General features: G+C 65.3%; 7 protein-coding genes. All 7 read left to right on the top strand.

What is annotated here, in order from left to right; all coding sequences use genetic code 11:
• Nucleotides 1-73 precede the first annotated feature (73 nt).
• The 7 genes from XH96_RS30730 to XH96_RS30700 all read left to right on the top strand — a co-directional run bounded on the left by XH96_RS30730 (nucleotide 74) and on the right by XH96_RS30700 (nucleotide 11,488).
• Nucleotides 74-1,423, top strand: coding sequence for an MFS transporter (locus XH96_RS30730; RefSeq protein WP_194389289.1), 1,350 nt, complete (start codon nucleotides 74-76; stop codon nucleotides 1,421-1,423).
• A 274-nt stretch (nucleotides 1,424-1,697) separates the two neighbouring features.
• A complete protein-coding gene (locus tag XH96_RS30725) occupies nucleotides 1,698-2,804 on the top strand; it encodes an efflux RND transporter periplasmic adaptor subunit (RefSeq protein WP_194389288.1) in 1,107 nt (368 codons plus the stop codon).
• A 259-nt stretch (nucleotides 2,805-3,063) separates the two neighbouring features.
• The gene (locus tag XH96_RS30720) at nucleotides 3,064-6,201 is read left to right on the top strand and encodes an efflux RND transporter permease subunit (protein ID WP_194389287.1); all 3,138 of its coding nucleotides are present in this window, start codon (nucleotides 3,064-3,066) and stop codon (nucleotides 6,199-6,201) included.
• A 34-nt stretch (nucleotides 6,202-6,235) separates the two neighbouring features.
• Nucleotides 6,236-6,835: a TetR/AcrR family transcriptional regulator gene (locus XH96_RS30715; protein WP_061878580.1), complete on the top strand. Its 600-nt coding sequence runs from the start codon at nucleotides 6,236-6,238 to the stop codon at nucleotides 6,833-6,835.
• Between the two features lie 177 nt (nucleotides 6,836-7,012).
• Nucleotides 7,013-7,636, top strand: a complete 624-nt coding sequence (locus XH96_RS30710) for a flavin reductase family protein (RefSeq protein WP_194389286.1) — start codon at nucleotides 7,013-7,015, stop codon at nucleotides 7,634-7,636.
• A gap of 301 nt (nucleotides 7,637-7,937) precedes the next feature.
• Nucleotides 7,938-10,205, top strand: a complete 2,268-nt coding sequence (locus XH96_RS30705; protein WP_194389285.1) for an acyl-CoA dehydrogenase — start codon at nucleotides 7,938-7,940, stop codon at nucleotides 10,203-10,205.
• Nucleotides 10,205-11,488: an acetyl-CoA C-acetyltransferase gene (locus tag XH96_RS30700; protein ID WP_194389284.1), complete on the top strand. Its 1,284-nt coding sequence runs from the start codon at nucleotides 10,205-10,207 to the stop codon at nucleotides 11,486-11,488. The genes XH96_RS30705 and XH96_RS30700 overlap by 1 nt, the downstream gene beginning before the upstream one ends.
• Nucleotides 11,489-11,490: the final 2 nt, after the last annotated feature.

The following is an 11,490-nucleotide window of genomic DNA, read 5'->3' as shown; positions in this document are numbered from 1 at the left end:
TCCATTGACTCTTTGCCCGCGATGCTCAAAACCGCCACTCGGCCCTAGAAAAGCAACAACCCGGGGGGAAGCCATGAGCCAGACCACCTATGCCGGTTCTGCCGGCGGTGCCAACAGCGCCAGCAAGAGCGGCATCGAGACCTCGACCATCCGCGCCATCTCCTGGCGCCTGATTCCGTTCCTGGTGCTGGCCTACTTCTTCTCCTATCTCGACCGCGTCAATCTCGGCTTTGCCGCGCTGACCATGAATGCGGAGCTGAAGTTCACCCCGCTGATCTTCTCCTGGGGCGCCGGCATCTTCTTCATCGGCTATTTCATCTTCGAGGTTCCGAGCAACCTCGCGCTGGAGAAATTCGGCGCGAGCCGCTGGATCGCCCGGATCATGGTGACCTGGGGCATCATCTCGGCACTGATGGCGATGGTCAGCGGCGTGACGAGCTTCTACGTGCTGCGCTTCCTGCTCGGCGTCGCCGAGGCCGGCTTCTTCCCCGGCATCATCCTCTATCTCACCTACTGGTATCCGGCCCAATATCGCGCCCGCTTCCTCGCGGCCTTCGCCATCGCCGTTCCGGTCTCGACCGTGATCGGCGCGCCGATCTCGGGCCTGCTGCTCGGGCTCGACGGCATGATGGGGCTGAAGGGCTGGCAGTGGCTGTTCATCATCGAGGGCATTCCTTCCGTGCTGCTCGGCATCGTCACCTGGTTCTATCTCACCGACAGACCGGAGAAGGCGGACTGGCTCTCGGCCGAGCAGAAGGCCTGGCTGAAGGCGAAGCTCGACTCGGAGATCGCGGCAAAGCAGGCGGTGAAGCACTTCTCGCTGGGCGAAGCGCTGTCGTCACCGAAGGTGATTGCACTCAGCCTGGTCTATTTCGGCTTCGTCGGCGCGCTCTATGGCATGCAGTTCTGGCTGCCGCAGATCGTCAAGGCGTTCGGCCTCACCAACGCGCAGACCGGCTTCGTTACCGCGATTCCCTATCTGTTCGGCACCATCGCCATGGTCCTGTGGGCGCGGCATTCGGATGCGACGCGCGAGCGCGTCATGCATGTCGGTGCACCGCTGCTGCTCACCGCCGTCGCTCTCGGCATCTCCTCCTCTCTCACCGATCCCACCCTGACGATGGTGGCGCTGACGGTCGCCGCGATCGGCGTGTTCTGCTGCTTCGGCGTGTTCTGGACGTTGCCGACCGCCTGGCTGTCCGGCACGGCGGCGGCCGGCGCGATCGCCCTGATCAACTCGATCGGCAACCTCGCCGGCTTCGGCGGGCCCTATCTGATCGGCTGGGTCAAGGAAGCCACGGGGCAGACCTCGACCGGTTTGCTCGTCCTCGCCGTGCTGCCCCTGATCGCCGGCATCTTGGTCTTCGTCGGCGGCCACGACAGCAAGCACGAGTTCGCCGAGCAGGGGCGGTTGGGGCGTTAGCCCTGTAGGGCGCGCCCCCCTGCGCGCCGTGTCCAACATCTTTCCCTACGTTGGCCGGGTTGGTGGGCACGCTCAGCTTTGCCTCCCATTGCTGCCTTCGCCGTCAGGGCTCCGCGGACGAGCCCTTGCGCACTCCACAATCTCACCTTCGCAACATGGCCGTCCCAATCCTGACCACCGCTTAACGATCACACTTTCCTGATGACTGACGATTATTGACTTTCGTCAGTGATTAGTCGACATTCCTCAAAACGAGATGCAGGAGTGTCCTTCGATGTTCGTCCGGTCGGTTTTATCCAGCTATTCCAAGCTCTTGGCGGGTGTGTCGCTGGCTCTGATGGCCGCAGCCCTGGCCGGGTGCAATGATACTGTCGCCGAGAAGGCCGAGCCGCCGCGGCCGGTTTTGGTTGCGACCGCGCATTATAGTGCCGAGACGCCGGAGCGCAGCTTCGTCGGCACCATCAGGCCGCGGATCGAGAGCGATCTCGGCTTCCGCGTCGCCGGCAAGGTTGCCAAGCGCCTGGTCGAAGTCGGCCAGACGGTCGAAATTGGCCAGCCGCTGGCCACCCTCGACGAGGTCGACCTGAAGCTCCAGGCCGAGCAGGCCGTCGCCGAGCAGACTGCCGCGACCGGTGTGCTGGCCCAGGCCGCCGCCGCCGAGCAGCGCGCCAAGGACCTGAAGGCCAAGGGCTGGACCACCGATGCGCAGCTGGATTCGAGTCGCGCCGCCGCCGACGAGGCCCGTGCGCGCCTGAACCGGGCCGAGCGCTCGGTCGAACTGACCAAGAATTCCCTTTCCTACGCGACGCTCAACGCCGACGCCCGAGGCGTCGTCACCGCAACGCTGATCGAGCCCGGCCAGGTGGTTGCCGCGGGCCAGGCCTCGATCCGTGTCGCCCGCTTTGCCGAAAAGGAAGCGGTCGTCGCGATTCCTGAGACGCTGGTCGGACGCGCCAAGTCGGGCGTCGCCAGCGTCACTCTTTGGTCCGAGCCGAACAAGAAGTATGCGGCCAAGCTGCGCGAGATCGCGCCGGCGGCCGACCCGGCCACGCGCACCTATCTGGCAAAGTTCTCGCTGCCCGAGGCCGACGACAAGGTCTCGCTCGGCATGACGGCGACGCTGACGCTGTCTGACGCCGCAACCGAGCGCGTCGCCCGGCTGCCGCTGTCGGCGCTGTTCAACGAAGGCGGCAAGCCGTCCTTCTACGTCGTCGACGACAACGGCTCGGTCGCGCTGAAGCCGGTGACGGTGAAGTCCTACGAGAGCAAGGACGTCGTCATCACGGACGGAGTCGAGGAGGGTGCCAAGATCGTCGCCCTCGGCGTGCAGAAGCTCGATCCGGGCCAGCGGGTGCGGGTCGTGTCGTCGCTGAGTTTCTAGTTCCTGTCATTCCGGGATGGTCCGAAGGACCAGACCCGGAATCTCGAGATTCCGGGTTCGCCCTTCGGGCGCCCCGGAATGACCAGGAATAGAGTTACGTCGTGTGAGGTGAGTTTCGGCCTTTGTCCCTAAGCAAAGGCTGAAGCGGCGAAGCGATCCAGAACCTGCCCAGCCCCCTGGATTGCTTCGCTGCCTCGCGACGACGGATTGAATAGAGCGGCTGTCGTATTTGCAACTGGATCTTCTTTCGGAGAGAGCGATGAAGCGCTTCAACCTTTCGGCCTGGGCCGTCAGCCATCCGACGCTGGTTCTCTTCCTGATGATCGTGCTCGGCGTCGCAGGCTTCTTCTCCTATGAGAAGCTCGGCCGCGCCGAGGATCCGTTCTTCACGGTGAAGGTGGTCAACGTCTCCGTGATATGGCCCGGCGCGACCGCGCAGGAGATGCAGACCCAGGTCGCCGATCCCATCGAGAAGAAGATCCAGGAGCTGCCCTATTTCGAGAAGGTGCAGACCTATTCCAAGCCCGCCTTCACCGCGCTCCAGGTCACCTTCCGCGACAACACCCCGCCGAAGGACGTGCCTTATCTCTTCTACCTCTTGCGCAAGAAGCTGGTCGACGTGCAGGGCCAGCTGCCGTCCGGCATTCTCGGGCCCGTCGTCAACGACGAGTTCTCCGACGTCGATTCCATCCTGTACATGATGACCGGCGACGGCGCCGATTATGCCCAGCTCAAGAAGGTCTCGGAAGGTTTTCGTCAGCGCCTCCTGAAGGTGCCCGGCGTGACCAAGGTCGACGTCTACGGCAATCAGGACGAGCGCATCTTCGTCGAGTTCTCCCACGCCAAGCTCGCGACCCTCGGCATCACGCCGCAGGCGCTGTTCGATTCGCTCGCCAAGCAGAACAACGTGACGCCGGCCGGCACGGTCGAAACCTCGTCGCAACGCGTGCCGCTGCGCGTCACCGGCGCGCTCGACGGTGCCAAGGCCGTCGCCGAGACCCCGGTCGAGAGCAACGGCCGCGTGTTCCGCCTCGGCGACATCGCCACCGTCACCCATGGCTATGTCGATCCGCCGAGCTTCGTCGTGCGCCAGGAAGGCAAGCCCGCGATCGGCATCGGCGTCGTCACCGCCAAGGGCGCCAACATTCTCGAGCTCGGCAAGGAGGTCGAGAAGGCGACCAACGAGTTCATGAAGGCCGTGCCGCAGGGCATCGACGTCAAGCTGATTGCCGACCAGCCCAAGGTGGTCGAGCACGCCGTCGGCGAGTTCGTGCATTCCTTCATGGAAGCGCTCGTCATCGTGCTGTTCGTCTCGTTCCTGGCGCTCGGCTGGCGCACCGGCATCGTGGTCGCCTTGTCGGTGCCGCTGGTGCTCGGCATCGTCTTCATCGTCATGAACACGATGTCGCTCGACCTGCACCGTATCACGCTCGGCGCGCTGATCATTGCGCTCGGCCTGCTCGTCGACGACGCCATCATCGCGGTCGAGATGATGGTGGTGAAGATGGAGCAGGGCTGGGACCGCGTGCGCGCGGCGTCCTTTGCCTGGGAATCGACCGCGTTTCCGATGCTCACGGGAACGCTGGTCACGGCCGCCGGCTTCCTCCCCATCGGCTTTGCCAATTCCGCGGTCGGCGAATATGCCGGCAGCATCTTCTGGATCGTGGCGATCGCGCTCGTCGCCTCCTGGTTCGTGGCGGTGATCTTCACGCCCTATATCGGCGTCAAGCTGCTCCCGAACATGAAGGCGCACCACAACCACGATCCGCACGCGGTCTACGAGACCCGCATGTACCGGGGCCTGCGCGCCATCGTGCGATGGTGCGTCAACCACCGCATCACCGTGGTGGTCGCAACCGTCGGCGTCTTCGTCGCTTCGATCATCGGCTTCGGCCATGTGCAACAGCAGTTCTTCCCGCTGTCGGAGCGGCCCGAGCTGTTCCTTCAGTTGCGCCTGCCCGAAGGCACCGCCTTCAACGTTACCGAGAAGGCGGTGAAGAAGGCCGAGACGCTGCTGAAGGACGACAAGGACATCGAGACCTACACCGCCTATGTCGGCCAGGGCTCGCCGCGCTTCTGGCTCGGCCTCAATCCGCAGCTTCCGAACGAGGCCTTCGCCGAGATCGTCATCGTCGCCAAGGGCGTCGAGGCGCGCGAGCGCATCAAGGCGAAGATCGAGAACGCAGCTGCCGAAGGCTTCCTGACCGAGGCGCGCGTGCGCGTCGACCGCTTCAACTTCGGTCCACCGGTCGGCTTCCCCGTCCAGTTCCGCGTCATTGGCCCCGACGCCAACAAGGTGCGCGAGATCGCCTACCAGGTCCGCGACGTGATGCGACAGAACAAGAGCGTCAAGGACGTCCAGCTCGACTGGAACGAGCAATCGCCTTACCTCAAGCTCGTCGTCGACCAGGATCGTGCCCGTGCCATGGGCCTGACCCCGCAGGACGTCTCGCAGGCGCTGGCGATGCTGATCTCGGGTTCGCAGGTCACGACCGTGCGCGACGGCATCGAGAAGGTCGGCGTGGTCGCCCGCGCGGTCCCGTCCGAACGCCTCGACCTCGGCGGCGTCGGCGATCTCACCATCACCTCGCGCAACGGCGTTGCCGTGCCGCTGCAGCAGATCGCCAAGATAGAGTACGCCCATGAGGAGCCGATCATGTGGCGGCGCAACCGCGACATGGCGATCACCGTGCGCTCGGACGTCGTCGACGGCGTGCAGGCGCCTGATGTCACCAACCAGATCGCGCCGAAGCTGAAGGAGATCAAGGACCACCTCGAGCCGGCCTACCGGATCGAGGCGGGTGGCGCGTTCGAGGAATCCGCCAAGGGCAACGCCTCGATCTTCATCCTCTTCCCGGTGATGGTCATGGTGATGCTGACGCTGCTGATGATCCAGCTTCAGAGCTTCTCGCGCCTGATCCTGGTGTTCCTGACCGCGCCGCTCGGCATCGTCGGCGCCTCGCTCGGCCTCAACGTCGCCAATGCCCCGTTCGGCTTCGTGGCGCTGCTCGGCCTGATCGCGCTCGCCGGCATGATCATGCGCAACACGGTCATCCTGGTCGACCAGATCGAGACCGACGTCAGCCACGGCCTGACCCGGCGCGAGGCGATCGTGGAAGCCACCGTCCGCCGCGCCCGTCCGGTGGTGCTGACGGCGCTCGCCGCCATCCTCGCCATGATCCCGCTGTCGCGGTCGGCGTTCTGGGGCCCCATGGCGATCACCATCATGGGCGGCCTGTTCGTCGCGACCTTCCTGACCCTGCTGTATCTGCCGGGCCTCTATGCACTTTGGTTCCGCAAGAGCCTGGACGAGGCCGGTACGCCCGAGCAGCCCGCCGCGCCGCAGCATGGCAGCGATGAACATCCAGCAATTCCGCTTGCTGAAGCGGCTGAATAAGTGAGATGAAGTGCTGAGCGATGAGTCCTGACTGATGGCCCTTATTTCGGAACATATCGAAGGCGACACCCGGGATCGTATCCTCGAGGTGGCCGAGCGGCTGTTCCGCCAGATCGGCTACCAGAAGACCACGGTCGGCGACATCGCCAAGGAGCTCAGAATGAGCCCCGCCAACGTCTATCGCTTCTTCGAATCGAAGAAGGCGATCCATCAGGCGGTCGCCCGTTCGCTGATGGGCGAGGTCGAGCTCGAGGCGCAGCGGATCGTGGCCCGGCCCGGCCCGGTCAAGGAGCGCTTCCGCGAGCTGCTCACCACTATCCATCGCATGAACACCGAGCGCTATGTCGGCGACAACAAGCTGCACGAGATGGTCGCGATCGCGATGGAGGAGGATTGGGACGTCTGCGTCGCCCATATGGAGTGCATCGCCGGCGTCGTGGGCCAGATGATCGCGCAAGGCGTCGCCTCCGGCGAGTTCGAGGCGCCGGACCTGCAACTGGCCGCGCTCTGCTCGTGCACCGCGATGATCCGCTTCTTCCACCCCCAGATGATCGCCCAGTGCGCCACCAAGCCGGGCCCGAACATCGACCAGATGATCGATTTCGTCATCGCGGGTCTGTCGCCGCGCCACTGACGGGGCGGCGGGTTTCCCTCTATAAGCAGCCGGTCGCCCGGGCTGACCGGCTGGAGGCGGCCAGGACGGACCAACAAACTCCGTCATTGCGAGCGCAGCGAAGCAATCCAGACTGTCTCCGCGGAGGGATTCTGGATTGCTTCGCTGCGCTCGCAATGACGAAAAGGAAGCACCCGCGTGACCGACAAAGACCTGTACTTCTATGAGCCCTCCAAGGGCCACGGCCTCAAGCACGATCCCTTCAACGCCATCATCGCGCCGCGGCCGATCGGCTGGATTTCCTCCCGCGATACCAAGGGCCACGTCAACCTCGCGCCCTACAGCTTCTTCAACGCGTTCTGTTACGTGCCGCCGATCATCGGCTTCTCCTCCACCAACTGGAAGGACACGGTCGAGAACATGCAGCAGACCGGCGAGTTCGTCTGGAATCTGGCCACGATGGATCTGGCCAAGCACATGAACGCGACCGCGGCGCATGTCGCGCCCGAGGTCGACGAGTTCAAGCTTGCGGGGCTCACCGCCGTGCCCGGCAAGCTCGTCAAGGTGCCGCGGGTGGGTGAGAGCCCCGTCGCCTTCGAGTGCAAGGTGTCCGACATCGTCCGCCTCAAGGGCGCCGACGGCAAGGAGGCCGACGCCTGGCTGACGCTCGGCGAGGTCGTCGCCGTCCATATCGACAAGGCCATGATCAAGGACGGCGTCTACCAGACCGCCGCCGCCCGCCCGATCGTCCGCGCCGGCCGCCGCGGCGATTATTTCGAGATCAAGCCGGAAAACATGTTCGAGATGATCCGGCCGGATTAGGCCGGCGCCTCTCTCTCTCCACATGTCATTCCGGGGCGACGCGTCGCGTCGAGCCCGGAATCCATAACCACAATCGGGAGTATGGATTCCGGGCTCGCGCCAAGAGGCGCGCCCCGGAATGACGGTGAGAAGACATTGTGCCCCATTCCCCCTCCCGGAACTGCCCCTGAGCCCCGGCCGTTATGGCCTGGGCGGCCGCCCGGCCGCGTCAATTCGCTTCCTTTTGCGCGCGAAGTGTTCACGTACCCCGGCCACTTTCCGCTAAAATGCTCGATAACCGCGCCGATGCATGAGGTCTGCCATGAGCTTCCGCCGCGACACCATCACAAAGCCGATCTTTTCCTGGGCGCGCGGCGTGTTGCCGGCGATGTCCGAGACCGAGCGCGAGGCCCTGGAGGCGGGTGACGTCTGGTGGGATGCCGATCTCTTCACCGGCAACCCTGATTGGTCGAAGCTGCTGAAGGTGCCGCAGGCGAGGCTGACCGACGAGGAACAGGCTTTCCTCAGCGGCCCCGTCGACGAGCTCTGCGCCATGCTCGATGAGTGGAGGATCTTCTGGGAATGGCGCGACCTGCCACCGGATGTCTGGCATTTCGTCAAGCGCGAGAAGTTCTTCGGGATGATCATCCCGAAGGAGTTCGGCGGCCTCGGCTTCTCGCCCTACGCGCATTCGGAAGTGGTGCGCAAGATCTCGACCCGCTCGATCGCGGCGGCCGTCACCGTGATGGTGCCGAACTCGCTCGGCCCGGGCGAGCTCCTGATGCGCTTCGGCACCAGGGAGCAGCAGGAACGCTGGCTGCCACGCCTCGCCGATGGCCGCGACATTCCCTGCTTCGGGCTCACCAGTCCGGAGGCCGGCTCCGACGCCGCCTCGATGGTCGACACCGGCGTCATCTGCAAGGGCGAGTTCGAGGGCCGCGAGGTCGTCGGCCTCAGGCTCAACTGGCACAAGCGCTACATCACGCTCGGTCCGGTCGCGACGCTGCTCGGCCTCGCCTTCAAGGCCCATGATCCCGATCATCTCGTCAGCGATCAGGAAGAGCTCGGCATCACCGTGGCGCTGATCCCGACCAATCTGCCCGGCGTCGAGATCGGGCAGCGCCATCTGCCATCGATGCAGGTGTTCCAGAACGGTCCGAATTGGGGACGCGACGTCTTCATTCCGCTCGACTACGTGATCGGCGGCAAGGAGCGCCTCGGACAGGGCTGGAAGATGCTGATGACCGCGCTCGCCGCCGGCCGCGGCATCTCGTTGCCGTCGCTCTCGGCCGCCGGGGCCGCCTATGCGGCGCGCACCACCGGCGCCTATGCCCGCATCCGCGAGCAGTTCGGCATCTCGATCTCCAAGTTCGAAGGCGTCGAGGAGCCGCTCGCGCGCATCAATGCCACCGCGTACCAGCTCGACGCGGCACGCCGGCTGACCTGTGCGGCGCTGAATGCCGGCATTCATCCCGCCGTCATTTCCGGCATCATGAAGCTGCACGCGACCGAGCGGATGCGCACCGCGATCGATGATGCCATGGACATCCATGGCGGCAAGGCCGTGATCGACGGTCCGCAAAACTATCTCGGCAATCTGCACCGCGCCGTGCCGGTGGGTATCACGGTCGAGGGCGCCAACATCCTAACCCGCAACCTCATCGTGTTCGGGCAAGGTGCCATCCGCGCGCACCCCTATCTGCTCGACGAGATGAATGCGCTCGCCGATTCCGACCGCGAGCGCGGCCTCACCGCGTTCGACAAGGCGTTCTGGAAGCATGTCGGTCATAGTTTCCGGACACTGTTCCGCGCCTTTGGCCGCAGCTGGACCTTTGGCGCATTCGCGCCGGCGCCCGATGCGGGCGATGCGACGCCGTTCTTTCGCCAGCTCTCGCGCTACTCCGCGGCTTTTGCGGTCTGCGCCGACATGGCGCTGCTGACGCTCGGCGGCGCGCTCAAGCGCAAGGAGATGCTGTCGGCCCGCTTCGGCGACATCCTGTCCGAGCTCTATCTGCTCTCGGCCGCGCTGAAGCGCTGGCAGGACGAGGGCCGGCAGAAGGAGGATTTTGCCGCGCTGGAATGGTGCATGGCGACGGGCTTCCGGACCATCGAGAACCGGCTCGCCGAGATCCTCGCCAATCTGCCCAACCGCTTCGTCGCGGGTTTCCTCAGGCTCGTGGTCCAGCCGTTCGGCGCGCGCGTGCTCGGCCCTTCCGACCGCGTCGTCCACCAATGCGCGAGCCTGGCTCTGGAGCCGTCGGCGGCACGCGAGCGTCTCACGCCGGATCTCGCCCGGGTCGACGATGACGGCGGCTTTGCCCGGCTGGAGCGCGCGTTCGAGCTGGTCGCCGGCACGGACGCCATCGCCAGGCGCCTCCGCGCCGCGCAGATCCGCGACTGGAAGGAAGCGGTCGCCAAGGGCGTGATCACGCAGGCTGAGGGCGAGCAGCTCGCCGCAGCCCGCGAAGCCGTCACAAAAGTGATAGAGGTCGACGATTTTGCGCCGGAGGCGCTGTCGCCGATTTACAAGAAAAGCGTCAATGTGCATCAGTTCTTCCAGGAACTCGGTGAGCAGAGGGCGGCGAGCTGATGGCACGACCGGTTTTCATCGTCGACGGCAGCAGGACGCCGTTCCTGAAGGCGCGCTCAGGACCCGGTCCGTTCACGCCGGTCGATCTCGCCGTGCAATGCGGCCGGCCGCTGCTGGCGCGCCAGCCGTTTTCGCCTGACAGCTTCGACCAGGTCATCCTCGGCTGCGTCAACGTGATCGCGGACGAGATGAACCCGGCCCGCGTCGCTGCGCTCCGGCTCGGCATGGGCGAAGACATGGTCGCCTTCACCGTGCAGATCAATTGCGGCTCCGGCACGCAGTCGATCGACACCGCCTACCGCTACATCCGCGAAGGCCATGCCGACATGATCCTCGCCGGCGGCACCGAGGCGCTCAGCCACGCGCCGCTGGTCTGGCCCAATTCCGGCGTGCGCTGGTTCGCCGGCCTCGCCACCGCCAAGGGCGTCGCCGCCAAGCTCGCGGCGGCCTTCAAGCTGCGGCCGCGCTATCTCAAGCCGATTATCGGCCTCGAGCGCGGGCTGACCGATCCCGTCACCGAGCTGAACATGGGCCAGACCGCGGAAGTGGTCGGCCATCTCTTCGGCATCACCCGCGCACAGTCCGATGCTTACGCCGCCGAAAGCCATCGCCGCCTCGCGCATGCGCAAGGCGCGGGTTTTCTCAAGGGCGAGGTCGAGACCGCGTTCTCCCGCGACGGCAAGTTCTTCGACCATGATGACGGCGTGCGTCCGGATTCGACGGTCGAGTCGCTGGCAAAACTCCGGCCGGTGTTCGAGCGCCCCTGGGGACAGGTCACCGCCGGCAATTCCTCGCAGATCACCGACGGTGCCTCCTGGGTAATCCTGGCGTCCGACGCCGCGGTCGCAAAATATGGGCTGACGCCGAAGGCCGTCATCGTCGACAGCAACTGGGCCGCGCTCGATCCCAGCATCATGGGGCTCGGGCCCGTGATGTCGGCGACGCCGCTGCTCACGCGCAACAATCTCACGATCAAGGATGTCGATACCTGGGAGCTGAACGAGGCCTTTGCGACGCAGGTGCTCGGCTGTCTCGCCGCCTGGAACGACGACAAATTCTGCCGCGAGATTCTTGGGCTGGACGGCGCCGCCGGCGAGATCGACCGTGACAGGCTCAACGTCGACGGCGGCGCCATTTCGCTCGGCCATCCCGTCGGCACGTCCGGCAACCGCATCGTGCTGCATCTCGTCAACGCCATGAAGCGGCTCGGCACACGGCGCGGCGTTGCCACCGAATGCATCGGCGGCGGGCTCGGCGGCGCCATGCTGATCGAGGCGGTGTGACC

Origin of the sequence: Bradyrhizobium sp. CCBAU 51765, assembly GCF_015291725.1 — a bacterium.
GTDB lineage: Bacteria > Pseudomonadota > Alphaproteobacteria > Rhizobiales > Xanthobacteraceae > Bradyrhizobium > Bradyrhizobium liaoningense.
The sequence above is the reverse complement of the archived record's forward strand: the minus strand, read 5'-3'. Positions and strand labels throughout refer to the sequence as shown.